21 protein-coding genes are annotated in these 25820 nt (G+C 72.5%); 17 read left to right on the plus strand and 4 right to left on the minus strand.

Annotated features, from left to right (window positions below; all coding sequences use genetic code 11):
* The first annotated feature begins 19 nt into the window (after nucleotides 1-19).
* The gene (locus HHX41_RS08470; protein ID WP_182905474.1) at nucleotides 20-1276 is read left to right on the plus strand and encodes a nucleotide sugar dehydrogenase; all 1257 of its coding nucleotides are present in this window, start codon (nucleotides 20-22) and stop codon (nucleotides 1274-1276) included.
* 48 nt (nucleotides 1277-1324) lie between these two features.
* Here HHX41_RS08470 and HHX41_RS08475 read toward each other — a convergent pair whose 3' ends face one another.
* On the minus strand, nucleotides 1325-2122 hold the full coding sequence (locus tag HHX41_RS08475; RefSeq protein ID WP_182905475.1) for a peptidoglycan recognition family protein: 798 nt from the start codon (nucleotides 2120-2122) through the stop codon (nucleotides 1325-1327).
* Nucleotides 2123-2594: 472 nt separating this feature from the next.
* Between HHX41_RS08475 and HHX41_RS08480 the strand changes: the two genes are divergently transcribed.
* The 7 genes from HHX41_RS08480 to HHX41_RS08510 all read left to right on the plus strand — a co-directional run bounded on the left by HHX41_RS08480 (nucleotide 2595) and on the right by HHX41_RS08510 (nucleotide 12401).
* Complete coding sequence (locus tag HHX41_RS08480) at nucleotides 2595-3950, plus strand: MFS transporter (RefSeq protein WP_182905476.1); 1356 nt, start codon at nucleotides 2595-2597, stop codon at nucleotides 3948-3950.
* Between the two features lie 233 nt (nucleotides 3951-4183).
* Entirely contained in the window at nucleotides 4184-6268 is a 2085-nt protein-coding gene (locus HHX41_RS08485; protein WP_259400821.1) for a molybdopterin oxidoreductase family protein, read from the plus strand.
* Nucleotides 6265-7686: an FAD-dependent oxidoreductase gene (locus HHX41_RS08490; RefSeq protein ID WP_182905478.1), complete on the plus strand. Its 1422-nt coding sequence runs from the start codon at nucleotides 6265-6267 to the stop codon at nucleotides 7684-7686. The genes HHX41_RS08485 and HHX41_RS08490 overlap by 4 nt, the downstream gene beginning before the upstream one ends.
* On the plus strand, nucleotides 7683-10133 hold the full coding sequence (gene nirB / locus HHX41_RS08495) for a nitrite reductase large subunit NirB (protein ID WP_182905479.1): 2451 nt from the start codon (nucleotides 7683-7685) through the stop codon (nucleotides 10131-10133). The genes HHX41_RS08490 and nirB overlap by 4 nt, the downstream gene beginning before the upstream one ends.
* Entirely contained in the window at nucleotides 10133-10489 is a 357-nt protein-coding gene (gene nirD / locus HHX41_RS08500; protein ID WP_169982246.1) for a nitrite reductase small subunit NirD, read from the plus strand. The genes nirB and nirD overlap by 1 nt, the downstream gene beginning before the upstream one ends.
* Complete coding sequence (locus HHX41_RS08505) at nucleotides 10486-11649, plus strand: uroporphyrinogen-III synthase (protein ID WP_169982247.1); 1164 nt, start codon at nucleotides 10486-10488, stop codon at nucleotides 11647-11649. The genes nirD and HHX41_RS08505 overlap by 4 nt, the downstream gene beginning before the upstream one ends.
* Nucleotides 11646-12401, plus strand: a complete 756-nt coding sequence (locus HHX41_RS08510) for a CbiX/SirB N-terminal domain-containing protein (protein WP_310741844.1) — start codon at nucleotides 11646-11648, stop codon at nucleotides 12399-12401. Before HHX41_RS08505 ends, HHX41_RS08510 begins: the two co-directional genes overlap by 4 nt.
* Nucleotides 12402-12454: 53 nt before the next feature.
* Here the strand turns inward: HHX41_RS08510 and HHX41_RS08515 are convergent, their stop codons facing one another.
* Together HHX41_RS08515 and HHX41_RS08520 are read right to left on the minus strand one after the other, a co-directional pair.
* Nucleotides 12455-12784, minus strand: a complete 330-nt coding sequence (locus HHX41_RS08515) for a plasmid mobilization protein (protein ID WP_182905480.1) — start codon at nucleotides 12782-12784, stop codon at nucleotides 12455-12457.
* The gene (locus tag HHX41_RS08520; RefSeq protein WP_182905481.1) at nucleotides 12781-12933 is read right to left on the minus strand and encodes a hypothetical protein; all 153 of its coding nucleotides are present in this window, start codon (nucleotides 12931-12933) and stop codon (nucleotides 12781-12783) included. The genes HHX41_RS08515 and HHX41_RS08520 overlap by 4 nt, the downstream gene beginning before the upstream one ends.
* A gap of 508 nt (nucleotides 12934-13441) precedes the next feature.
* On the opposite strand from HHX41_RS08520, the gene epsC reads away from it, so the two are divergent.
* The 8 genes from epsC to HHX41_RS08565 all read left to right on the plus strand — a co-directional run bounded on the left by epsC (nucleotide 13442) and on the right by HHX41_RS08565 (nucleotide 21216).
* Nucleotides 13442-15436, plus strand: a complete 1995-nt coding sequence (gene epsC / locus HHX41_RS08530) for a serine O-acetyltransferase EpsC (RefSeq protein ID WP_220503867.1) — start codon at nucleotides 13442-13444, stop codon at nucleotides 15434-15436.
* The gene (locus tag HHX41_RS08535) at nucleotides 15433-16743 is read left to right on the plus strand and encodes a hypothetical protein (protein ID WP_182905482.1); all 1311 of its coding nucleotides are present in this window, start codon (nucleotides 15433-15435) and stop codon (nucleotides 16741-16743) included. Before epsC ends, HHX41_RS08535 begins: the two co-directional genes overlap by 4 nt.
* Nucleotides 16740-18032 carry an MFS transporter gene (locus HHX41_RS08540; RefSeq protein WP_182905483.1) on the plus strand — a complete coding sequence of 431 codons (1293 nt, stop codon included), beginning with the start codon at nucleotides 16740-16742 and terminating at the stop codon, nucleotides 18030-18032. The genes HHX41_RS08535 and HHX41_RS08540 overlap by 4 nt, the downstream gene beginning before the upstream one ends.
* Nucleotides 18032-18718, plus strand: coding sequence for a TRM11 family methyltransferase (locus HHX41_RS08545; protein WP_169982250.1), 687 nt, complete (start codon nucleotides 18032-18034; stop codon nucleotides 18716-18718). The genes HHX41_RS08540 and HHX41_RS08545 overlap by 1 nt, the downstream gene beginning before the upstream one ends.
* A 78-nt stretch (nucleotides 18719-18796) precedes the next feature.
* Entirely contained in the window at nucleotides 18797-19732 is a 936-nt protein-coding gene (locus tag HHX41_RS08550) for a PLP-dependent cysteine synthase family protein (RefSeq protein ID WP_182905484.1), read from the plus strand.
* Between the two features lie 99 nt (nucleotides 19733-19831).
* A complete protein-coding gene (locus HHX41_RS08555; protein WP_182905485.1) occupies nucleotides 19832-20227 on the plus strand; it encodes a helix-turn-helix transcriptional regulator in 396 nt (131 codons plus the stop codon).
* On the plus strand, nucleotides 20160-20642 hold the full coding sequence (locus HHX41_RS08560) for an SRPBCC family protein (protein WP_169982252.1): 483 nt from the start codon (nucleotides 20160-20162) through the stop codon (nucleotides 20640-20642). Before HHX41_RS08555 ends, HHX41_RS08560 begins: the two co-directional genes overlap by 68 nt.
* Nucleotides 20629-21216, plus strand: coding sequence for a TIGR03086 family metal-binding protein (locus tag HHX41_RS08565; protein WP_182905486.1), 588 nt, complete (start codon nucleotides 20629-20631; stop codon nucleotides 21214-21216). Before HHX41_RS08560 ends, HHX41_RS08565 begins: the two co-directional genes overlap by 14 nt.
* A 52-nt stretch (nucleotides 21217-21268) precedes the next feature.
* Here the strand turns inward: HHX41_RS08565 and HHX41_RS08570 are convergent, their stop codons facing one another.
* Entirely contained in the window at nucleotides 21269-22123 is an 855-nt protein-coding gene (locus HHX41_RS08570) for a PAC2 family protein (RefSeq protein WP_169982254.1), read from the minus strand.
* A 217-nt stretch (nucleotides 22124-22340) separates the two neighbouring features.
* Between HHX41_RS08570 and metH the strand changes: the two genes are divergently transcribed.
* Nucleotides 22341-25805: a methionine synthase gene (gene metH / locus HHX41_RS08575; RefSeq protein WP_169982255.1), complete on the plus strand. Its 3465-nt coding sequence runs from the start codon at nucleotides 22341-22343 to the stop codon at nucleotides 25803-25805.
* Nucleotides 25806-25820: the final 15 nt, after the last annotated feature.

Genomic DNA, 25820 nt, shown 5'->3' on the forward strand with positions numbered 1-25820 from the left:
CAAGGGACGGGGGTCCTTGATGGAGAAACTGGTCGTGGTCGGGCAGGGGTATGTCGGCCTGCCGCTGGCCGTCCGCGCGGTGGACGCCGGATTCGACGTGGTGGGCGTCGAGGTGGACGAGTGGCGGGTCAAGCGTCTCAACGCCGCCCAGTCGTACGTCGAGGACGTCGGCGACGACGCGCTGGCGGCGGCGCACGCGACGGGCCGTTACCGGGCGAGCGCCGACTACGCCGACGCCGAGGACTTCGACGTCTGCGTGATCACCGTGCCGACGCCGCTGACCGACGGCGTGCCCGACCTCAGCCACATCGCGTCGGCCGGGCGGTCGCTCGCCCCCCGCCTCCGGGCGGGCGCGACCGTGGTGCTGGAGTCGACCACCTATCCCGGCACGACGGAGGAGTACCTGCGGCCGATCCTGGAGGAGGGGTCGGGGCTGCGCGCCCCCGGAGACTTCCACCTGGGCTACAGCCCGGAGCGGATCGATCCCGGCAACGCGCTCTGGGGTCTGGAGAACACGCCGAAGGTCGTCTCCGGTCTCGACGCCGCCGCCCTCGCGCGGGTCCGCGCCTTCTACGAGGCCGTCGTCGAGCGGGTCGTCCCCGTGTCCTCGCCCCAGGTGGCCGAGTTGTGCAAGCTGCTGGAGAACACCTTCAGGCACGTCAACATCGCCCTGGTCAACGAGCTTTCGGTGTTCGCGCGGCAGCTCGGCATCGACGTGTGGGAGGCCATCGACGCGGCCTCGACCAAGCCGTTCGGTTTCATGCGCTTCACCCCCGGGCCCGGCGTCGGCGGCCACTGCCTGCCCATCGACCCGTCGTACCTGTCCTGGAAGGTCAAGCGCAGCCTCGGGCACAACTTCCGGTTCGTGGAGCTGGCCAACGACGTCAACGACCACATGCCCGCGCACGTCGCCGACCGGCTGGTCCTGGCGCTGAACGACCGGCGCAAGGCCGTGAACGGCAGCCGTGTGCTGCTGCTCGGCCTGTCGTACAAGAAGAACACCGGCGACTGCCGCGAGTCCCCGGCGCTGGAAGTGGCCAGGCACCTGCGAAAGCTGGGCGCGGACGTGCGCGCGGCCGACCCCCACGTCGACCTCGCCCTCGTGCCGGAAGGGGTGGCGCTCGCCGAGGCGTCGCCGCGGGAGATCGCGGTGGCCGACGCCGTCGTGATCCTCACCGACCACGACTGCTTCGACTACGCCCTGGTCCAGCGCGAGAGCGCCTTCGTCCTCGACACCCGCAACCGCTGCCGGGGGCCCAACGTCGAGCGGCTGTGACACCGCCACCACGGGCGGCCCCCAAATGAGGGGGCCGCCCGTGCCGTGTCAGCGGGACAGGTCGTGCGGACCCACCGCGGGACCGTGCTCGTACGGCAGGTCGCGGATGAGCGCGACTCCCTCGTAGTCGTCCGTCAGCGCGAGCCGCGGCGGCGGGGGCTCGTCCCGTCCGGACCCGCGACCGCCGAGACGGCGGGCGACGTCGTCCCGCAGCCGCGGCAGGTACGCGTAGAGGCGGTCGCCCGGGCAGGCGGTCCGGTTGAGGTCGCGGTGGCCGACGATCGCCTCGTGCGGGTCGAGGTCGTACGCGTCGCACAGCCAGGCGAGCAGCGTGGTCAGCGCGGACAGCTGGCGGGCCGGGGGCAGGAGGGAGGTGTACGTCCCCTCGGTCTCGATGCCCAGCGTGTGGTCGTTGTGGTCGGCCGCCTGCGCGCCCAGCACGTGCCTGCCCGCCTCGACGGCCGGCAGCGAGCGGTTGCGGCCCTCCATCACGTATCCGCCCCGGCTGACGGTGAACTGCTCGCCGATGTCCTCCCAGCCGTTGCGCCGCATGTGGTAGCGCTGGATCGACCGGGACAGCCGGAAGGCGGCCTCGAGGTCGGCAGGGCCCGTGTTCGCCGTCGCCGTGTGGTGGACGACGAGCCGGTCGGGCGCCCGGTCGAGCACCTCGGCCTTGCTCCTCGGCGGTTCGGCCTCCCAGTCGGACCGGGTGTACACGCGCGGCCGCCGCGGGCGGTTTCCGGCCCAGACGGGCGTGGCGACGGCGACGATTCCACCGTGTGCGGCCAGGAGCGCCGGCAGCAGGAACCCCGACCTAAGGAACGCGCGGCGCGAGACCGCTGGCATCCGTCCTCCCCGAGTGCGCGCGGGCCCTCGGGGGCCCTCGTCCGGGGGGAGGCGGCATCGGTATCCCCTTTCTCCGCCGCGGATATTCCTGCGGTCGGAAAACCGGTCACATGTCAACCGAAATGTCCGTGCCATCCCGCGGCGGAAAATGCCGCAGTCCGGTCACGGAATGGCGCTACCGCGATCGCGGGAATTTCACGAAATACCCGCGTTACGGGCCGGGGCAGATGTGCTGACCTTGTGTGACGGCGGCGGGCCGGGCGCGGATCGCGCGACGTCACGCGGAGGAAACGCGGGCCACACGAGGGGCACGCCCGTGTTAACCCGATGTTGCATCCGTTATGCCTGTGGATTGCGTGTTTCGTGGGTGCGGCACATGTAACGGCCGCACGGTCACGCATGGTCAAAGTGCGTAACGCGCTCTTCCTAGCTTCTGGTACCGGCCCCAGCCGACACAGACGCGGGAGGAACGATGACGGCGACACAGGCGGCGACACCCGGGAAGGGCCGCTGGATCGGTGACTGGAGACCGGACGATTCCGCCTTCTGGGAGAGCTCCGGCAAGAAGGTGGCCCGGCGGAACCTGGTGTTCTCGATCCTGGCCGAACACCTCGGGTTCACGTTGTGGACCGTGTGGAGCATCGTCGCCGTCAAGCTCGGCGCCTACAAGTTCTCCACCGACCAGCTCTTCTGGATCGTCTCGCTGCCCAACCTGGTGGGCTCCGCGCTGCGCATCCCCTACACCTTCGCGCCCGCCCGGTTCGGCGGCCGGAACTGGACCGTGGTCAGCGCGCTGCTGCTGCTGGTGCCCGCCGGCCTGCTCGCGGTGGCGGTGAACGACCCCGGTACGCCCTACTGGGCCTTCCTGGCGATCGCGGCGACGGCCGGGCTCGGCGGCGGCAACTTCGCCTCCAGCATGGCCAACATCACCTACTTCTACCCGCAGAACAGGCAGGGCGCCGCCCTCGGCCTGAACGCGGCCGGCGGCAACATCGGCGTCAGTTCCGTGCAGCTGCTGATGCCGCTGGTCATCGCGGGGTTCGGGCTGGCCGCCGCCGGGTTGTTCTGGGTGCCGTTCATCCTGGCCGCCGCCGCCGGGGCGTACTTCTGCATGGACAACCTCACCTCGGCCAAGGCGGAGCCGAAGGAGATGGCCAAGGCGGCCGGCCGGGCGCAGACGTGGATCATGTCGATCCTCTACATCGGCACGTTCGGCTCGTTCATCGGCTACTCGACGGCGTTCCCGCTGCTCATCAAGTCGCAGTTCCCCGAGCAGGCCGCGCTGACCTCGCTCGCGTTCCTCGGCCCGCTGGTCGGCTCGGTCATCCGGCCCGTCGGCGGCTGGCTGTCGGACCGCCTCGGCGGGGCCTCGGTGACGTTCTGGAACTTCGCCGCGATGATCGTCTCGGTCCTGCTCGTCTGGCAGGCCATGACCGCGCACAGTTTCGCGCTGTTCTTCGCCGCCTTCATGCTGCTGATCGGCACCGCGGGCGTCGGCAACGGCTCCACGTACCGGATGATCCCGGCGATCTTCCGGGCGAAGGCGGTCGGCGGCGTCGAGCCCGGCACCCCGGCGTACGAGGAGGCGCTGGCGACCGGCAAGCGCGACGCGTCGGCGGCCATCGGGTTCATCTCCGCGATCGGCGCCTTCGGCGGGTTCTTCATCAACCGCGGCTTCGGCAGCTCCATCGCCGCCACCGGCGGCGCGGGGGCCGCGCTGGCGGCCTTCGCCGCCTTCTACGCGGTCTGCTTCGCGCTCACCTGGTTCTGCTACATGCGGACCCTCGGCGCGAAGGCCGCGCCGAGCCTGGCGGCCGCCCGCGTCTGAACTCCCGATGCGGGCGCCCGAGCGGCGCCCGCTCTTTTCCGGCCCGATGCCTCACAAGCGGCGACAGCACAAGTGAGCTTTCGAGACGACGGGGTCTCTCACACGCCGCGCTCGCCCAAGTTAGCGCGGTTGGCGGCTTGTAGCACAGCGGTAACAGAAGGGACCCAGCGGTGAAACCGCCTGTAAGCACCATCGGATCCATGCCGATCTCACTACACGCTCCCGGACCTGTGATGTCACAGGCCGCCGCGGACCCGACCGTGGGCTCGGCCACGCACTGCCCCTACTGCGCGTTGCAGTGCGGCATGTACGTCAGAGAAGGGGAGATCACCCCACGGGAGGACATCCCGGCCAACGCCGGCGGCCTGTGCCAGAAGGGCTGGACGGCAGCCGAACTGCTGACCTCGCCCGAGCGGCTCACCACTCCGCTGCTGCACGGCAGCCCGGTGAGCTGGGACGAGGCCCTCGACTACGTCGCCGCCCGGATCGAGGCCGTCAGGGCCGGACACGGGCCGGACGCCGTGGCGGTGTTCGGCGGCGGCGGGCTGACCAACGAGAAGGCCTACCAGCTCGGCAAGTTCGCCAGGGTGGCGCTGCGGACCAGCCAGATCGACTACAACGGCAGGTTCTGCATGTCGTCGGCGGCGGCCGCGGTCAACCGGGCCTTCGGCATGGACCGGGGGCTGCCGTTTCCCATCACCGACGTCGCCCGCGCGGACGCCGTCCTGTTCGCCGGGGGCAACGTCGCCGAGACCATGCCCCCCTTCGTGCGGCACCTGACCGCGATGCGGTCCGGGGGCGGCAGACTCGTCGTCGTCGACCCGCGCCTCACCCCGACCGCCAAGATGGCCGACCTGCACCTGCAGGTCACCCCGGGCACCGACCTCGCGCTGGCGCTCGGCCTGCTGCACATCGCGATCGCCGACGGGTACGCCGACCTGGACTACCTGGCCGCCCGCACGACCGGCTTCGAGGCGGTGCGCACCTCCGTGTCGGCCTGGTGGCCCGAGCGGGTGGAGCGCGTCACCGGCGTCCCGGTCGCCCGGATGCGCGAGGCCGTACGGATCCTCGGCGAGGCGGAGCGCGCGATGGTGCTGACCGGGCGGGGCGCCGAGCAGCACGCCAAGGGCACCGACACGGTCACCGCGTTCGTCAACCTGGCGCTCACCCTCGGGCTGCCGGGCCGTGCGGGCTCCGGCTACGGCTGCGTGACCGGCCAGGGCAACGGCCAGGGCGGCAGGGAGCACGGCCAGAAGGCCGACCAGCTCCCCGGCTACCGCAAGATCGACGACCCGGCGGCGCGGGCGCACGTCGCGGCCGTCTGGGGGATCGACCCCGCCGACCTGCCCGGCCCGGGCCGGTCGGCGTACGAGCTGCTGGACGCGCTCGGCACCCCGGAGGGACCGAAGGCGCTGCTGCTGTTCGGCTCCAACCCCGTCGTCTCGGCGCCGCGTGCCGGGCACGTCACGCGGCGGCTGGAGGCGCTGGACCTGCTCGTGGTCTCCGACTTCGTGCTGTCGGAGACCGCGGCCATGGCCGACGTCGTGCTGCCCACGACCCAGTGGGCCGAGGAGTCGGGCACGATGACCAACCTGGAGGGCCGGGTCCTGCTGCGCCGCCAGGCCGCCGCGCCCCCGCCGGGCGCGCGCACCGACCTGGAGATCCTGCGGGGCCTCGCCGAGCGGCTCGGCTGCGGCGAGAAGTTCCCCGCCGACCCCCGCACGGTCTTCGACGAGCTGCGCCGGGCCTCCGCCGGCGGCGTCGCCGACTACTCCGGCATCACCTACGAGCGGATCGCGGCCGAGACCGGCGTGTTCTGGCCGTGTCCCGAGACGCGGGGGGAGCCCCACCCGGGAACCCCGCGGCCCTTCCTGGACCGCTTCGCCACCCCGGACGGCCGGGCACGCATGGTGCCGGTGGACCACCGCCCGCCCGCCGAGGACGTGGACGAGGAGTTCCCGCTCTACCTGACGTCCGGGCGGGTGCTCGCCCACTACCAGTCGGGGGCGCAGACGCGCCGGATCCGCCCGCTCACGCAGGCGTCGCCCGAGGTGTTCGTGGAGCTGCACCCGGACCTCGCCGAGCGGCTGGGCGTCGCCCCCGGCGACCGTGTCCGGGTGCGCAGCCGCCGCGGCGCCGCCGAGGGCGTCGCCCGGGTGAACGCCTCGATCCGGCCGGACACGCTGTTCATGCCGTTCCACTGGGAGGGCGTCAACCTGCTCACCAACCCGGCGCTCGACCCCACGTCGCGGATGCCGGAGTTCAAGGTCTGCGCCGCCGCCCTCGAACGCTGCGAAGACGGGGAGCGTGTCGCATGAGACTCGTCGTGGTGGGGAACGGGATGGCGGGCTCGCGCCTGGTCAACGAGGTCCGCGCCCGGGACAAGGACGTGAGGATCACGGTGTTCGGCGCCGAGGCCTGGCAGCCGTACAACCGGGTGCTGCTGTCGAACGTGGTGGCCGGCACGTCGAGCCCGGACCAGGTCCGGCTGCTCGACCCCCGCTGGTACGCCGAGCACGACGTGACCGCCCGTCTCGGCGTCGCGGTCACCGCGATCGACCGGGACTGCCAGACGGTGGTCGCCGCCGACGGGACACGTGAGCCGTACGACGTGCTCGTGCTCGCCACGGGCAGCGAGGCGTTCGTCCCGCCGATCCCCGGCGTGGAGCGGGCGACGGCGTTCCGCACGCTGGACGACTGCGAGCGGATCAGGGAGGCCGCCGCGAGCGCGCGCGGCGCGGTCGTGGTCGGTGGCGGGCTGCTCGGCATCGAGGCGGCGCGCGGCCTGGCGGGGCGGGGCGTCCCGGTGACGCTGCTGCACCTGGCCGGCCACCTGATGGAGCGCCAGCTCGACGAGGAGGCCGGGCTCATCCTCCGCGAGACGCTCGGCGCGCTCGGTGTCGCCATCCGCACGGGCGTCACGGTGAGCGCGATCCACGAGCGGCACGTGGAGCTGGCCGGCGGGGAGCTCTCCGGCGGCGAGTCGATCGACGCCGACCTGGTCGTGCTCGCCTGCGGCGTACGGCCGGTCGTCGGGCTCGCCCGCGACGCCGGGCTGGAGGTCGGGCGCGGCGTGGTCGTGGACGACGAGCTGCGCACCGACGACCCGTCGATCTTCGCGATCGGGGAGTGCGCCCAGCACGCGGGTCGCGTCTACGGACTGGTCGCCCCCGGCTGGGAGCAGGCGTCGGTCGTGGCCGACCTCGTCACCGGCGCCGACAAGGGCGCGCGCTACCGCGGCTCGCGGCTGGTCACCCGGCTGAAGGCCAAGAGCGTGGAGCTCGCGGCCATGGGGGAGACCCAGCTGACCGAGGACGAGGCGGAGATCGTCCGCTTCTCCCACCGGCACAAGGGCACCTACCGCAAGCTCGTCATCCGCGACGGACGGCTGGTCGGCGCGATCCTGCTGGGCGAGACCTCCGCCGTGGGCACGCTGACCCAGCTGTTCGACCGGGGCGGGCCCCTGCCCGGCGACCGTACCGGGCTGCTGTTCCCCGACCTCGGCCTCGGCGGCGCGGCCGTGGCCGACAGCCCCACCCGGATGCCGGACTCGGCCCGGGTCTGCCAGTGCAACAACGTGACGAAAGGCCAGATCAGGGCGTGCTGGGAGTCCGGCGCGCGGGACGTGGAGGCCGTGGCCGCCGCGACGCGGGCCACCACCGGGTGCGGCGGCTGCCGCGACGCGGTGGAGGGCATCGTCGGCTGGCTGTGTGAGCAGGAGGGCGTAAGCGCATGAGACTCGTCGTAGTGGGACACGGCCCGGCGGCACACCGCCTGATCGAGACGCTGGCCGACCGCGGCTTCGACGGGACGGTCACCGTGTTCGGGGAGGAGCCCCGTCCGGCGTACGACCGGGTGGCGCTCACCTCCTACCTCAGCGGCAGGAGCGTCGAGGACCTCACCTATCCGGTGCCGGACGGCGTCACGGTCAGGACCGGCGTCCGCGTCACCGCGATCGACCGCGCGAACCGCGTCGTCACCACCGACGCCGGCGACAGCGAGCCGTACGACGTGCTGGTGCTGGCCACCGGGTCGGCGCCGTTCGTGCCGCCCGTGCCGGGCGGGGATCTGCCGGGCTGCTTCGTGTACCGGACGATCGACGACCTGGACGCCATCAGGGAGGCGTCGCGGGACGCCCGCGCGGGCGTGGTCATCGGCGGCGGGCTGCTCGGGCTGGAGGCGGCCGACGCGCTGCGCGGGCTCGGGCTCGACACGCACATCGTCGAGATGAGCGGCTGGCTGATGCCCCGCCAGGTGGACGAGGGCGGCGGCTCGGTGCTGCGCGGCCACATCGAAGGGCTCGGGCTCACGATCCACACGGGCGCGGGCGTGCGCTCGATCGAGGCGGGCCCGGACGGCCGGGTCGCGTCGCTGGTGAAGCCCGGCGGCGAGGCGATCGACACGCAGGTCGTCGTCTTCTCCGCCGGCATCCGGCCGCGCGACGAGCTCGCCCGCGCCTGCGGCCTGGAGGTCGGCGAGCGCGGCGGCGTCGTGGTCGACGCGGGCATGCGCACCTCCGACGAGCACGTCTACGCCATCGGCGAGTGCGCCCTGGCCGGCGGCGTGGTCTACGGCCTCGTCGGGCCCTGCAACACCCAGGCGGAGGTGGCCGCCGAGCGCATCATGAGCGGGTCGGCCGCCTTCACCGGCGCCGACATGTCCACCAAGCTCAAGCTGCTCGGCGTGGAGGTCGCCCAGTTCGGGGCCATGTCGGGCGCGCTCGACGTCACCTACATGGACCCCGTGGGCGGCGTCTACAAGCGGCTGTTCATCAGCGACGACGCCAAGACCCTGCTCGGCGGCATCTGCGTCGGCGACGCCGGGCCGTACAACGCGCTGCGACCGTTCGTCGGCAAGCCGCTGCCCGGCGCGCCGAGCGACCTGCTGTTCGCCGGTGCGGGCAAGGCGTCGGTCGACCTGCCCGACGATGCGCAGGTCTGCTCCTGCAACAACGTGACGAAGGGGAGGATCTGCGCGGCCATCGCCGACAAGGGCCTGACCGACGTACAGGGGATCAAGGACTGCACCCGGGCCGGCACCACCTGCGGCAGTTGCGTGCCGATGCTCAAGCAGATCCTGGTGAAGTCGGGCGTCGACGTCGGCAAGGCGCTGTGCGAGCACTTCCCGCACAGCAGGGCCGAGCTGTTCGACATCGTCAACGTCCGCGGCATCACCACGTTCTCCCAGCTCATCGCCGAGCACGGCACCGGCCGCGGCTGCGACATCTGCAAGCCGGTGGTCGCCTCGATCCTCGCCTCCCTCGGCCGCGGCCACATCCTCGACGGCGAGCAGGCCGCGCTTCAGGACACCAACGACCAGTTCCTGGCCAACATCCAGAAGAACGGCACCTACTCGGTCGTCCCGCGCATCCCGGGCGGCGAGATCACTCCCGACAAGCTCATCGTGATCGGCGAGGTGGCCCGCGACTTCGGGCTCTACACCAAGATCACCGGCGCGCAGCGCATCGACCTGCTCGGGGCCCGGGTCGAGCAGCTGCCCGCCATCTGGCGCCGGCTCGTCGACGCCGGCTTCGAGTCCGGGCACGCGTACGGCAAGGCCCTGCGGACGGTGAAGTCCTGCGTCGGGTCCACCTGGTGCCGGTACGGCGTGCAGGACTCGGTCGGCCTGGCCATCGCCCTGGAGCTGCGCTACCGGGGGCTGCGCTCGCCGCACAAGCTGAAGTCGGCCGTCTCCGGCTGCGCCCGCGAATGCGCCGAGGCCCGGTCGAAGGACTTCGGCATCATCGCCACCGAGCAGGGCTGGAACCTGTACGTGGGCGGCAACGGCGGCTTCAAGCCCCGCCACGCCGACCTGCTCGCGTCGGACCTGTCCACCGACGACCTGGTCAGGACCATCGACCGGTTCCTGATGTTCTACATCCGCACCGCCGACCGGCTGCAGCGGACCGCCGCCTGGCTGGAGAACCTGGACGGCGGGCTCGACTACCTCCGTGAGGTGGTCATGGAGGACTCGCTCGGCATCTGCGCGGAACTCGACGCGCAGATGGAGCGGCACGTGTCCACGTACGTCGACGAATGGCGCGCCACCATCGAGGACCCCGACAAGCTGCGCCGCTTCGTCAGCTTCGTGAACGCCCCCGGCGTTCCCGACCCCTCGATCTCCTTCGAGACCGAGCGCGACCAGATCAAGCCGGTGCTGATTCCCCTGGAGGTGACCCGCTGATGACCGTCCTCGACGTGACCCCGGCCCTTGCCGGCCACTGGACCCCGGTCTGCACCTACACCGACCTGCTGCCCGAGCGGGGCGCGGCGGTGCTCGTCGGCGACCGGCAGGTGGCCGTCTTCCGCGCCTTCGACGGCGCCCTGTACGCCCTGGGCAACCTCGACCCGTTCAGCGGGGCGCAGGTGATGTCCCGGGGCATCGTCGGCACCAGGAACGGCGAGCCGACCGTGGCCTCGCCGATGCACAAGCAGGTGTTCTCGCTGGTCACCGGCGCGTGCGTGGACGACCCCGGCGTCGCCGTACCGACCTATCCCATCCGAGTGACGGACGGAACCGTGGAGGTGAGCGTGGTATGACCGCGCTGCTGGAGGAGGTCCCGATGACCCTTGAGACCGCGCCCGACGCCCTGGCCGGGTTCACGATCGGGGTGACGGCGACCCGCCGCAGCGAGGAGCTGGCCGCGCTCCTCGAGCGGCGGGGCGCCCGGGTCGTGCGGGCGCCCGCGATCCGCATCGTGCCGCTCGCGGAGGACGCCGGGCTGCTCGCCGCGACCCGGGCGTGCCTGGAGGCGCCCGTCGACGACGTGGTCATCACCACGGGCGTCGGCTTCCGGGGGTGGATGGCGGCGGCCGAGGGCTGGGGCCTGTCCGCCGACCTCAACGCCCACCTCGGGAACGCGCGGCTGCTCGCACGCGGCCCAAAGGCGCGGGGGGCAGTGCGGGCCGCCGGCCTGGTGGACTTCTGGACCCCGGCCACCGAGTCGTGCGAGGAGGTCAAGGAGTACCTGCTCGCCCAGGACCTGCACGGCCGCCGCATCGCGGTGCAGCTGCACGGCGAGCCGCTGGACGGCTTCGTCGCGTCGCTGCGGGCGGCGGGCGCCGAGGTGATCGAGGTGCCGGTCTACCGGTGGCTGCCCTACCGCGACACCTCGCCGCTGCGCCGCCTGATCAGCCAGGTGATCACCGGCTCGGTGGACGCGGTGGCCTTCACCAGCGCTCCCGCGGTGCTCGCGATGCTGGGCGCCGCCCGCGCCGACGGGTTGGAGGAGGCCCTGCTGGCGGCGTTCGACGCCCGCGTGGTGGCCGCCTGCGTCGGCCCGGTCACGGCCGGGCCGCTGACCCAGCGGGGCGTGCGGGCCGTCCAGCCCGACCGGGCCCGCCTCGGCGCGCTCGCCCGGACTCTCGCCCGCCACCTGCCGGAAAGCGGCGTCACGCGGCTCGTCGCGGGCGGACACGACCTGGAGATCCGCGGCCACGCGGTGGTGGTCGACGGTGAGCTCAAGCCGCTGCCGCCCGCCCCGATGGCCGTGCTCAAGCGGCTCGCCGAGCGCCCCGGGCACGTCGTGAACCGGGCCGACCTGCGGGTCGTGCTGCCCGGCGGCCCCTCACGCGACTCGGCCGAGCACGCGGTCGAGATGGCCATCACCCGCCTGCGCCGGGCGCTCGGCCCCGCGGGCATCGTCGAGACCGTCGTCAAGCGCGGCTACCGCCTCGCCTGCGGCCGGGACGAGCGGTGACCCCGACCCTGGTGATGGCGGCGCACGGCGCCCGCAGCGGCCACTGGGAGTCGGTCATGGACTCCCTGGCGGCCCGGGTGCGCCGGGCCAGGCCCGCCGCACGGGTCGAACTCGGGTTCCTGGAGATCAGCGCGCCGCTGCTGGCCGACGTGCTGTCGCGGGTGCCGGGACCGGTCGTGGTGGTCCCCATGCTGCTCGCCGGGGGGTACCACGCGCACATCGACCTGCCTGCCGTCGTCGCCCGCACCCGGCCCGACGCGGTCGTCGCCGGGCAGCTCGGGCCGCACCGGCTGCTGACCTCGGTGCTGGCACGGCGCCTGGCCGCGGCGGGCCTGCGGCCCTGTGACACTGGGGGCCTGCGGCCCTGTGACACCGTGATCCTGGGCGCGGCCGGCTCGTCCGACCCCGCCGCGCTGGACGACGTCCGCGCCGCCGCCCGGCTGCTGTCCGTACGGCTCTCGCGTCCCGTCGCCGCCGCGTTCGCCTCGGCCGGGACGCCCACGGTCGCCGAGGCGCTGGAGCGCGCCAGGGCCGGCCTCGCTCCGCGCGTCGCCGTCGCCTCCTACCTGCTCGCGCCCGGCTTCTTCCACGACCGGCTGCTGACGAGCGGCGCGGACCTGGTCAGCGCACCCCTCGGCGTGGACGACGACCTGGCCGCCCTCGTCTGGACCCGCTTCGACGAGGCCCTCGCCCGGCCCGGCACTGCCGTTCCGCCCGCCCCCGCGTCGCACGCCGCCGGCACGCGTCGCTGAGCGGGCTCCGGCCGAGCCTTCCGTACGCCGGCTGCGCCGAGGGCGAGAGCCGGTCAGGCGGCGTGGTCGCGGAGGTACTGGGCGAAGGCCTCCCTGGCCAGTTGAGACACGGTCTTGCCCTCCCGTTCGGCCAGTGCCCTGGCGGCCGCCTTCTCCTCCGGACTCAGGCGGAACGTCACCTGCGGCGATCGCCTGCCCGGTGCCGTGAGAGAGGGACGGCCCACCGTCCGCCGGACGTGCTCCACCGCGGCCTCGACATAGGCCTCGTCGATCCGGTTCCCCCGCCTGTCGTAGAGCTCCTCCGCGCCCAGGTCGACGTCCGCCTCGTCATCCGCGGTGAGCTCGACGTCCTCCGGCGGCCAGGGCCCGGTGTACTCGGTCATGGCTCGTTCCTCCTGAGCGCGGTCGGCATCACGTGGATCACCAGTAGGTATTTCTCGGTCAGCACGGCGATCACCTCGAGCTCCAGCCCGCGATCGTCCACGCCGACCCAGTGCCACTGCTCGTCCAGACCAGGCCCTGGCGGTGGCACTACCGGCGGATGACGGCCAGTGCCCGCGCTGTCCCGATGCGATGCTTCCGCGCTGACTGCGTGAACCTGATTCTACGCACGACCAGGAATTGTGCCATGCACAACTGGTGATCGTTCACGGAACGTGGTGTTCTCGTTGCCGACGGTTCGCGACTCGGCCTGATCGCCGACGCGGCGACGGGTCGGTAGTCGTGCACCGGCCCGAGGAAATGGGCCTGCCCTTGCGGCTTTCGTGTCAGGGATCCTCGTTACCGTTTCGAATGCGCCGCACATCGCCGGCGGATCCGGGTCGTGACCTCGCCGAGGCCGGGTTGTAGGTCGTAGTCGTAGGGGTTGACCTGCATGTTCCGGTTCCCTCAGGCTTACCGATAACCGAGGAAAAAGGGTCCGTAATTCAGTGTCCCGGGAATGGTCGCGGAGAAGTCCGGGCCATGTGGCGGGTCCGCCATTCGTGAATCCGGGTTTTCAGCCAGATGGTTCATTCGCCGAGAAATGCGAGGAGGCGAAGATGCCGCATGCCGATTTCAGGAGTCCTCCGCCGCCGTCCGACCGTGACCGGCCGGAGAGACTGCTGCGCCTCCTGGCCGAGGACCTGCGGACGATCGTCGAGCGAGACCCGTCCGTCCGCGACCGGAAGGAGGCGTTGCTGCACCCGGTGCTACCGGCGCTGTGGCTGCACCGGGTCGCCCACCGGCTGCACCGGCGCGGACGACGGCTGCCGGCCCGGCTGCTGATGCTCCTGGCGCGCGCCGTCACCGGGGTGGAGATCCACCCGGGCGCGGTGCTCGGGCGCAGGGTCTTCGTCGACCACGGCGCGGCCGTGGTGATCGGGGAGACCGCGGTCGTGGGTGACGACGTGACCGTCTACCACCAGGTGACGCTGGGGGCGGTCGGCTGGTGGCGCGACAACCGGCGCGCGGACGGGGAACGCCGGCACCCGGCGATCGGAGCCCGCGTGGTGCTGGGCGTCGGCGCGACCGTCCTCGGCCCGGTGCGCGTGGGCGACGACGCCGTCATCGGTGCGCGGGCGCTCGTCCTCCACGACGTGCCCGCCGGTGCGCGTGCCCTCGCTCCCATGTCACCGGCGTCACCCCTGTCACCGCTGTCACCGCGTCACCGCGGCGGGTCGTCCCGTACGGCCCGCGCCCCCCTGTCCAGGCCCCCCGACGAAAGGAGTGGATCGATGAATCCGGACAGCACGGTCCTGATAGTCGGCGCCACCGACGAAACCGTGCGCAAAGCCAAGGAGCTGGGCCTGACCGTCCTGCTGCTCCAGCATCCGACCAAGGTCAGCCCCGAGCAGGAGGAGCTCGCCGACGTCCTGCGCGTCCTGGACTACACCGACTGGGCGGCCGTCGAGCCCGTCGCCCGGCAGCTGTGGCAGGAGCCAGGGTTCCGCGTCGCGCTGTCCATCACCGAGCCCGGACTGGAGAACGCGGGGCGGATCAACGACCTGTTCGGCCTGGGCGGCACCGGCTACGAGGTCACCAGGAGGTTCCGCGACAAACTCGCCATGCGCCGCCACCTCGCGTCGGTGCCGGGCGCCGAGCTCGACCCGTCCGCGCTGGCCGCCGCGCCGCTCCTGCGGCGCGAGGACCTGGGCTCCTTCGCCGCCGCCCACGGCTACCCGTTCATCGTCAAGCCGACCGACGCGACCGCGAGCATCGGCGTCTTCCGGATCGGGGGGCCGGATGACGCCGAGCGGGTGTGGGCCACGGTGGAAGGGCTGCGCGGCACCCGGACCGACCGCGTCTCGACCATGTACCTCCTGCGGGACTTCCTCATGGAGGAGTACGCCGAAGGGCCGGAGTTCAGCGTCGAGGCGTTCAGCTTCGCGGGCCGGCACGTCGTGGTGGCGATCACCGAGAAGTTCGTGCACGCCGACCGGTTCGCGGAGCTCGGCCACGCCGTGCCCGCCCGGCTGGACGAGCCGGTGGGGGAGCGGATCCGCGCGAGCGTGTCCCGTTTCCTGGACCTGATCGGCCTCAGGGACGGCGTCACGCACACGGAGCTGCGGCTCGGCCCGCGCGGTCCAGTGATCATCGAGAGCCACAACCGCGTCGCCGGCGACATGATCCCGGAGCTCGTGCGCGGCGCGTACGGCATCGACCTGGTCGAGTACGCGCTGGGCTGGCCGTTCGGGCTGGTCCCCGAGCTGCCCGACCGGCCGCAGGCGCACATGGGGGCCAGCGTGCGCTCCCTGGTGAGCGAGCCGGGGCGGGTCGAGTCGGTGGAGGGCGTCGCCGACGCCGCGGCGCGGGACGGCGTGCTGGACGTGCGCGTCACCGCCAAGCCGGGCGACACCGTGCACGCGTTGCGCGACAACTGGGACCGGCTCGGCCTGGTGGCGGTGACCGGCCCCGACACGGCCGCGGCGATCCGCCGCGGCGCGGAGGTCGCCGCGGACGCCATCCGGATCCGGGTGGCGGGCGAGAACGGGCGGACCTGGCTCGCGCAGGTGGCCGAGGCCCCGGCTCCGGCGTTCGCGGAGGCTCTGGCATGAGTGTCGTCATCGTGCACCGCAACCCGCTGGAGCCGTTCCCGTACGACCGCTGGCTGCGCGACTACGAGGGCCCCGTGGTGATCCTCGCCGCCCGCGACAGGTTCGAGCCGTTCGGCGAGCGGGTGCCGGAGGGCGACCTCGGCTACACCCGCCTGGAGCTCTTCGACCACGACGACCAGGTGGCCGGGCGGGTCGCCCGCCTCGCCGCCGAGTACGGCGCCACGCACCTGATCGGGGAGCACGAGGCCGACGTGCTGCGCGTGGCCGCCCTGCGCGAGGAGCTCGGGCTGCCCGGCCCCCGGGCCGCCGACGTGCTGCCGTTCCGCGACAAGGCCCTGATGAAGGAGCACGCCGCGCGGGCCGGCGTCGAGGTCGCGCCGCACACCGTGCCGGGGAGCGTGGCGGACGTGCTGGCCTTCGCCGACCTCCACGGATTCCCCCTCGTGGTCAAGAACAGGGCTGGCTTCAACTCCGTCGGCCTGCGCATCCTGCGCGACCGGGACGCGCTGACGGCCTTCCTCGCCGAGACGTACGGCTCGCAGCGGGACGAGCGGCGGGACGAGCAGGGCAACCTGCGGGGGGCCGAGCAGCGGGACGACCTGCTGCTGGAGGCGTACGTGCCCGGCCGCATGTGCCACGTCGACGGGCTGGTGGTCGACGGTGAGGTCGTGCTGGCCTGGCCGTCCCAATACCAGTACGAGCTCGCGTCGTTCGGCACCGACCCCGGCTCCCGGGTCGACCTGGCGCTCGACCCCGGCGACCCGCTCACCGGCCGCCTGCTGGAGCTGACCGGGCGGACGCTCGCGGCGCTGCGGCGGCCCGGCGGCCGGCTGCGCGACCACGCCTTCCACGCGGAGATCTTCCACACGCCCGACGACCGGCTGGTGCTGTGCGAAATCGCCTGCCGCTCCGGCGGCGGGAAGATCCGCGAGGTCTTCCACACCCTGTTCGGGGTCAACCTCGCCGAATGCTCCATCCGCGCCCAGCTCGGCCTGCCGCTGCCCGACGTGGAGCGGGTCGTACGTCCCGGGCGGCGGCCGGAGCCGGCGCGGATGGCGGGGCAGGTGCTCATGATGAAGCGGCCGGGACTGATCCACGCGCTGCCCCAAGCGCCGCGGGAGCCCTGGGTGGAGCACTTCTGGCTGTACGCCGAGGCGGGCCAGGTGGTGCCGCCCGCCTCGGGCTCGGCCGACTTCCTGACCGTGGCGATCGCCTCGGCCCCCACCCGAGCGGAGTGCGAGCGCAGGCTGCGCTCGCTCGGCGCGCGGCTGGAGGAGCAGGTGCGGATCGGGGCGGTGCCGTCATGACCCGCCCGTCGACGCGGACGCGGTACATGGCCGGGATGGTGGTCGACGCCACCGGCAGCGGCATGTACCTGCCCCTGTCCCTGCTGTTCTTCCACCACGTCACCGGGCTGCCGATCGAGCGGGTCGGCGTGATCATGACCGCGGCGGCGCTGTTCAGCCTGGTCGGCAACCCCGTCGCGGGCGTGCTCGTCGACCGCTTCGGCGCGCGGGCCGTCGTGGTGGGCGGTTACCTGGTGCGCGCCGTGGGGTTCGCCGCCTACCCGCTGGTGGACTCGCCGCTGACGATGTTCCTCGCGGTGGCGCTGGTGGCGCTCGGCGACGGCTCCTACCCGCCGTCGATCCAGTCGTTCGTCGCCGCGATCGCGCGGGGCGCCGATCGCGACAGGCTCCTCGCCGCCCAGCGCAGCCTGCGCAACGCCGGCCTCGGCGCCGGCGGCCTGATCGCGGGCGCCGCGCTCGGCCTGGGCAGCGACGCCGCCTACCGGGTGATCGTCCTCGTCAGCGCGGCCGCGTTCGCCGGCGCGGCGCTGATCCTCCGCACGATCCCGGTCCCCGGCGGACGGGCCCGTACGGCAGGGCGGGCGGCGACGGCGCGGCGGGGCGGGGGATACCGGCTCGTCCTGCGCGACCGGACGTTCCTCGCGCTGACCCTGCAGAACGTGCCGACCGCCTTCGGCTACATGGTGTTGTCGGTGGCGCTGCCCGTCTACGTCACCCAGGAACTGGGCGTCCCCACGTCGCTGGTCGGCGTGCTATACGCCGTCAACACCGTCGGCATCGCGCTGCTGCAGATCCCGGTGACGCGGCGGCTGATCCGATATCGGCGCACCCGCACGGTCGCGGCCGGCGCCGCCACGTTCGGGGTGTCGTTCGCGGCGTTCGCCCTGCTGGCCGGGGTGCCCGCGCGGCCGGTCGCCCTGGCCGGGGTCTTCGCCGCGACGGCGCTGTTCACCCTGGGGGAGATGCTGCACGGCGCGCCGCTGTCCGCGCTCGTGTCCAGCGCGGCCCCGGAGGAGACCCACGGCAGATACATGGCGGTCTACCAGTTCTCCTGGGCGATCCCGATCACGCTGGCTCCGGCCGTGCTGACCGCGCTGCTGGGCGTGTCGCCGGCCTCCATGTGGCTGCTGCTCGCGGGAGGCGTCGCCTGCTCGGCCCTCACCGTGCTCCGCCTGGAGTCCCGGCTTCCCGCCCGGGCCGTCCACCCGGGGATATCCGAGGACCCGGAAGAGACACAACCGGAAGACCGTCGCGCGGCGACGGCGACACAGAAGGCTGGTGTGGAGTGATGGGCAGATCGAGCTGGCACGTGCTGCAGGGAGAGGACCCCGCGTACGCGCTGCCGGAGGCCGCGGGCCAGTGCGGCTGGGTGAGCCAGTTGCGGCCGTTGATCGTCGAGATGACCGAGCCGGGCGACGTGGTGCTCGACCCCTTCGCCGGCTGGGGGACCACGCTGGTGGCGTGCGCGGTCGAGTCCCGGAAGGGCATCGGCTTCGAGGTCTCGCCCGACCGCGCGGAGCAGGCCCGAAGGCGGCTGGAGGCGTATCCCGGCCAGACGATGCTGTGCGCCGACGCCCGCACCCCGCCCCTGCCGGAGGAGTCGGTGGACTTCGTCCTGGCGGATTTGCCCTACTTCGGGACGAATCTGGACACCGACTCCGGCGTGGAGGGCCAGTTCTACGCGCTGCGGGACTATGAGGAGTACCTGGACGCGCTCGACGACGCCTTCGCCGCGGTGACGAGGGTCATGCGGCCGGGCGCGCGTGCGGTGCTGGCCGTGCAGAACCGCCGGCTGGGCGGCAGGTTCGTGCCGCTGGCCTGGGACGTCGCCCGGGTGCTCGGCCGGCATCTGACCCTCGGGGACGAGCGGATCCACTGCTACGACCGGCCGGTCAGCGACGACGACCCGATGGTGACCAACCGTTCGCACGAATACCTGCTGGTGGCCGCGAAGGAACCGCGCCACGCCGGATGACCGCCTCAATCACGACCCCACGGCCGGCTCCCGCGGGCCCCGCGGCGCCGGGGAGCCGGCCCCGTGCAAGGAGTACCCATGATCCCCCTCATCCGCGGCGACATAGCGACCAGGATCGACGACCTCATCGGCAACACCCCCCTGCTCCGTCTCGCCCTCGACGGCCTGCCCCCGGACGCCACCGTGCTCGCCAAACTGGAGGCGGCCAACCCGCTGTCGAGCGTCAAGGACCGGGTGGCGCTGCGCATGATCGAGGAGGCCGAGGCGTCCGGGGCGCTGACCCCCGGCGCGACCGTGATCGAGTCCACCTCGGGCAACACCGGCATCGCCCTGGCGGCGCTCGCGGTGAGCCGGGGACACCCGTGCATCGTGGTGATGCCGGACAACGCGTCGAAGGAACGCACGCTGACCCTGCGCATGCTGGGCGCCCGGGTCGAGTTCACCGACCACGTCCTCGGCTTCCAGGGCTGCGTCGACCGGGCGACCGAACTGCACGCCGCCGTCCCAGGGTCCTGGTACGCCCGGCAGCACGAGAACCCCGCCAACGTCATGGCCCACTACACGACCACGGGACCGGAGATCTGGGCCGCCACCGGCGGCGAGGTCGACGTGCTGGTGTGCGGGGTCGGGACCGGCGGCACGCTCACCGGAACGGCCCGCTACCTGCGCGAGCGCACCCCCCGGCTGCGCGTCGTCGCGGTGGAGCCGGAGGGCTCCCCCCTGCTGTCCGGAGGCGCCCCGGGGCCGCACCGCATCCCCGGCCTCAACGGCGGCTTCATCAGTCCCGTCACCGACGTCACCCTCATCGACGACGTGATCACCGTGCCGGACGACGAGGCGGCCCGCATGACCCGCCTCATCGCGGCCACCACCGGGCTGCTGGTCGGGGTCTCCTCGGGCGCGGCGGCGTACGGCTGCGCGGACCTCGCGCGCCGCCGGGACCTGTCCGGGCAGACCATCGTGACGATCTTCCCCGACACCGGTGAGCGCTACCTCAGCTGGTGGCCGGCCTGACCCGGCGTACGGCATGAGCAGCGCTTTCAACCGCGGGGTTGACGAAGGGAGGAGGCGCGGCGTACGGTCCTTTAAACCATTGGGTTGAAACTGGGGGTGTTGGCCACGGACGCGCTGTCCCGGGTCTTCGCGGCCCTCGCGGATCCGACCCGGCGCGACATGGTCGCCCGGCTCTCGGAGGGCGACGCGACCGTGAGCCAGCTGGCCGAGCCGTACCGGATGACGCTGCAGGCCGTCTACAAGCACCTGCGGGTGCTCGAGGAGGCCGGGCTCGTCAGCCGGCCGCGAGGGCCGCAGCCCCGGCCGGTACGCCTGGAGATCGGGGCCCTCGACCTGATGGACACCTGGATCGAGCGGCACCGGGACCGCGTCGAGCAGCGCTACCGCCGCCTCGACGCCGTCCTGGCGGAGATGGGGAGAGACGAGCATGAAGAGGAACACCGAGACGGCCGTCGAGGCCGACCCGAGGCTGCCGGTCATCCGGATGAGCCGTGACTTCGCGGCGACGCCGGAGCAGCTGCTGCGCGCCCACACGGATCCCGCGCTGTTCGTCCGGTGGGTGGGTCCCGACGCCACGGTCAGCCGGATCGAGCACTGGGACGCTCGTACCGGCGGCAGCTGGCGGTACGTCTCGGTGCACGACGGCACGGAATACGGGTTCCACGGCTGCTTCCACGATGTTCGGCCGGACCGTATCGTGCAGACCTTCACGTTCGAGGGCGATCCCGACGCGGTCGCGCTGGAGACGCTGTGGTTCGAGGACCTGGGCGACGGCCGGACGCGGCTGCGGACGCAGTCGCTGGTCGACAGCTTCGACAGCCGCGACGCGTGGCTGCGCAGCGGTATGGAGACCGGTGTCGACGAGGGTTACGCGAAGCTCGACCGGATGCTCGCCGATGGCGCTGTCTGACCGCCCGGCCGAGCGGCACCGTCAGGTCGCCGGGCTGTTCACCGACCGGGTCCGCGGCACCCGGCGCTGGGACGCGCCGGCCCCGGTGGCCGGCTGGACCGCCCGCGACGTCGTGCGTCACCTGACCGAATGGCTCCCCGGATTTCTCGCCTCCGGCGCCGGCGTCGAACTGCCGGTGCCGATCCGCTCTCGCGCGCCGTCCGCGGACGAGGACCCGGTCGCCGCGTGGCAGGTTCACTGCGACGGTGTGCAGGCGGTGCTCGACGATCCGGAGACGGCGCACCGGGAGCTCGCCGACCCGCATGTCGGCAGGCTGCCGCTGGAGACGGCGATCGACCGGTTCTACACCGCCGACGTGTTCATGCACACCTGGGATCTGGCCAGGGCCACCGGCCAGGACGACCGGCTGGACGAGGGGTTATGCGCTCGGCTCCTCGCCGAGATGGAGCCGATGGAGCGGGTGATCCGCTCCTCGGGCCAGTTCGGCGCCCGGGTCGAGGTGCCCGGCGGCGCCGACGTCCAGACCAGACTGCTGGGTTTCATCGGCCGGGACCCGTTCTGGCCGGGGCGGTGAGCAGGACGCTGCCCGGCCGGGCCGGCTCCGGCCCGGACGCCGTCTCGCCGGGTCAGCGGTCGGTGCCGCGGTCGCGGCGGCGCAGGTAGCGCTCGAACTCCGCCGCGATGGCGTCGCCGCTGGCCTCGGGCAGCTCGGCGGCGTCCTTGCGCTCCTCCAGCTCACGCACGTACTCGGCGACCTCGCTGTCCTGGGCCGCCAGCTCGTCCACGCCGTGCTCCCAGGCCCGGGCCTCCTCGGCCAGGTCGCCGTACGGCATCGGGATGTCGAGCATGTCCTCGATGCGGCGCAGCAACGCCAGGGTGGCCTTCGGGTTGGGCGGCTGGGCGACGTAGTGCGGCACCGACGCCCACAGGGACACCGTACGCAGCCCGGCGGTGCCCAGGGTGTGCTGCAGCACGCCCACGATGCCCGTCGGGCCCTCGTACTTGGTCAGCTCCAGGTTGAGCGCGCGAGCCATGCCGGGGTCGCTGACCGAGCCGGTGATCGGCACGGGCCGGGTGTGCGGCGAGTCGTTGAGCAGCGCGCCGAGCAGGATGGCCAGCTCGATGCCGAGGTCGTGGCAGAGCCCGACGATCTCGGCGCAGAACGACCGCCACCGCATGTTGGGCTCGATGCCGCGCAGCAGCACCACGTCGCGCTTGGCGCCCTGCGGGCGGGCCAGCAGCAGCCGGGTCGTCGGCCAGACGATCGAGCGGGTCAGGCCGTCGCCGAGCTCGACCACCGGCCGGGTCACCTGGAAGTCGTAGTAGTCCTCCGGGTCAAGCTCGACCAGCGGGGTGGCCTTCCACTCGGACTCGAGGTGTGCGAGCACGCCGCTGGACGCCTCGCCGGCGTCGTTCCATCCCTCGAACGCGGCGATCAGCACCGGGTCGACGAGCTCGGGGAGCCCTTCGAACTCGATCACGCGCCGCCTCCTCACTGGCCTTGTGCAGTATGGCTCAGTCCAAGACTATTCGGTGAGGGGCCCCGTACGTCACCTCCGCCGGGCACCGGCCCGTCGCGCTCCCCTGACCTGCGGCGCCGTTCCGGCGACAGGGAATCGGACGCCCCTTACCCGGCCGGTATTCCCGTTTCGTGCGCACGATCCGTGTTCCGTCCGGCGGGGCCGATAGGCTTGCCCCATGACCAGCAGACCGTCGTTCCGAGAAGTGCTGTCCGAGCGAGTTCTGATCGCCGACGGAGCGATGGGGACGATGCTGCAGTCCTACGACCCCACCCTTGACGACTTCCAGGGCCACGAGGGCTGCAACGACGTGCTCAACGTGAGCCGGCCCGACATCGTGCGGGCGGTGCACGACGCGTACCTGGAGGTGGGCGTCGACTGCGTCGAGACCAACACCTTCAACGCCAACCGGGCGGCCCTGGGCGAGTACGGCATCGAGGACCGCATCTTCGAGCTGTCCGAGGCCGGCGCGCGGCTGGCCAGGGAACGGGCCGACCACTGGTCGACGCCGGACAGGCCCCGCTTCGTCCTCGGCTCGATGGGCCCCGGCACGAAGCTTCCCACGCTCGGCCACCTGCCGTACGAGACGCTGCGCGACGCCTACCGGGACAACGCCGCCGGCCTGGTCGCGGGCGGGGCGGACGCCCTGATCATCGAGACCTGCCAGGACCTGCTGCAGGTGCGGGCGGCGGTCGTCGGCGCGAAGCGGGCGGTCGAGGCCTCCGGGCGGGACGTGCCGATCATCGCGCAGGTCACCATCGAGACCAACGGCGCGATGCTGCTCGGCTCCGAGATCGGCGCCGCGCTGACCGCGATCGAGCCGCTCGGCGTCGACCTGATCGGTCTCAACTGCGCCACCGGTCCCACCGAGATGAGCGAGCACCTGCGCTATCTGGCCCGGCACTCGCGCATCCCCATCTCCTGCATGCCGAACGCCGGTCTGCCGCAGCTCACGGCCGACGGCGCGTACTACCCGCTGAGCCCGGAGGAGCTGGCGGACGCGCACGAGGCGTTCACCCGCGACTACGGGCTCGCGCTGGTGGGCGGCTGCTGCGGCACCACCCCCGAGCACCTGCGCCAGGTGGTCGAGCGGGTGGGCGGCCGCGCCCGCGGCGAGCGGCGGCCCCGCCCGGAGGCGGGCGCGGCGTCGCTCTACCAGCACGTGCCGTTCCGGCAGGACACCTCCTACCTCGCCATCGGCGAGCGGACCAACGCCAACGGCTCCAAGGCGTTCCGCGAGGCGATGCTGGCCGGCGACTACGAGGAGTGCGTGGAGATCGCCCGGGCGCAGGCCCGCGACGGCGCGCACATGCTCGACCTGTGCGTCGACTACGTCGGCCGCGACGGCGTGACCGACATGAAGGAGCTGGCCTTCCGGTTCGCCACCGCCTCGACGCTGCCGATCGTGATCGACTCCACCGAGCCGCCCGTACTGGAGGCCGGGCTGGAGATGCTCGGCGGCCGGGCCGTGGTCAACTCGGTGAACTACGAGGACGGCGACGGCCCGGACTCGCGCTACCAGAAGATCATGCGCCTGGTGAAGGAGCACGGCGCGGCCGTGGTCGCGCTGACCATCGACGAGGAGGGCCAGGCCCGCACCGCCGAGGGGAAGGTGCGGATCGCCACCCGTCTCGTCGAGGACCTGGTGAACACCTGGGGCATGCGGGTCGAGGACATCATCGTCGACTGCCTGACGTTCCCCATCGCCACCGGCCAGGAGGAGACCCGGCGCGACGGCCTGGAGACGATCGAGGCGATCCGCGAGCTCAAGCGCCGCTACCCGGGTGTGCAGACCACGCTGGGCGTCTCCAACGTGTCGTTCGGCCTCAACCCGGCCGCCCGCATGGTGCTGAACAGCGTCTTCCTCAACGAGTGCGTCAACGCGGGGCTCGACTCCGCGATCGTGCACGCCTCCAAGATCCTGCCGATGAACCGGATCCCGGACGAGCAGCGGCAGGTCGCGCTCGACCTGGTGTACGACCGCAGGCGCGAGGGCTACGACCCGCTGCAGCGGTTCATGGAGCTGTTCGAGGGCGTGGACGCGGCGTCCATGAAGGCCGGCAAGGCGGCCGAGCTGGCCGGGCTGCCGCTGTGGGAGCGGCTCAAGCGGCGCATCATCGACGGCGAGCGCAAGGGCCTGGAGGCCGACCTCGACGAGGCCCTGGCCCAGCGGCCGGCCCTGGAGATCATCAACGACGTGCTGCTCGACGGCATGAAGGTCGTCGGCGACCTTTTCGGCTCCGGCGAGATGCAGCTGCCCTTCGTGCTGCAGTCGGCAGAGGTGATGAAGACGGCCGTCGCCTACCTCGAACCGCACATGGAGAAGGTCGAGGGCAGTAGCAAGGGCCGCATCGTGCTGGCCACGGTCAAGGGCGACGTCCACGACATCGGCAAGAACCTCGTGGACATCATCCTGTCCAACAACGGCTACGACGTGGTGAACCTCGGCATCAAGCAGCCGGTGTCGGCGATCCTCGAGGCCGCCGAGGAGCACCGCGCCGACGTGGTCGGCATGTCCGGGCTCCTGGTCAAGTCCACGGTGGTCATGAAGGAGAACCTCGAGGAGATGAACTCCCGGGGGATCGCGGACAAGTATCCCGTGCTGCTCGGCGGCGCCGCCCTGACCAGGGCGTACGTCGAGCAGGACCTGGCCGACCTGTACCGGGGCGAGGTCCGCTACGCGCGTGACGCGTTCGAGGGCCTGCGCCTCATGGACGCCTTCATGGCGGTCAAGCGCGGCGTGGACGGCGCGACGCTGCCGCCGCTGCGCGCGCGGCGGGTGAAGACCGGGGCGGTGCTCACGCGGACCGCCGAGGAGGACCTGCCGGCCCGCTCCGACGTCGCGGCGGACAACCCGGTGCCCACCCCGCCGTTCGTCGGCGACCGGGTGGTGAAGGGCGTCCCGCTGGCCGACTACGCCGCCTTCCTGGACGAGCGGGCGACGTTCATGGGCCAGTGGGGCCTCAAGGCCGCCCGGGGCGGCGACGGGCCGTCGTACGAGGAGCTGGTCGAGACCGAGGGCAGGCCCCGGCTGCGCATGTGGCTGGAGCGGCTGCAGACGGAGAACCTGCTGGAGGCGGCGGTGGCCTACGGCTACTTCCGCTGCGTCAGCGAGGGCGACAGCCTGATCATCCTCGACGACGACGGGAAGGAGCGGACCCGCTTCACCTTCCCGCGCCAGCGGCGCGACCGGCACCTGTGCCTGGCCGACTTCTTCCGCTCCCGCGAGTCGGGCGAGACCGACGTCGTCGCCTTCCAGGTCGTCACGATGGGCAACCGGATCAGCGAGGCCACGGCCGAGCTGTTCGCGAAGGACGCCTACCGCGAATACCTGGAGCTCCATGGCCTGTCTGTGCAGCTCACCGAGGCGCTGGCCGAGTACTGGCACGCGCGGGTGCGGTCGGAGCTGGGCATCGGCGGCGACGAGTCGCTGGCCGACATGCTCAAGGTGAACATCGCCGGCTGCCGCTACTCCTTCGGCTACCCGGCCTGCCCCAACCTGGAGGACCAGGTGCAGGTCATGGAGCTGCTCGACCCGTCGCGCATCGGCGTGACGCTGTCGGAGGAGTTCCAGCTGCACCCCGAGCAGGCCACCTCGGCCCTGGTCGTCCACCACCCCGAGGCGAAGTACTTCAACGTCTGACCGGCCGCACCGGCG

The organism is Microbispora sp. H13382 (assembly GCF_014161445.1).
GTDB lineage: Bacteria > Actinomycetota > Actinomycetes > Streptosporangiales > Streptosporangiaceae > Microbispora.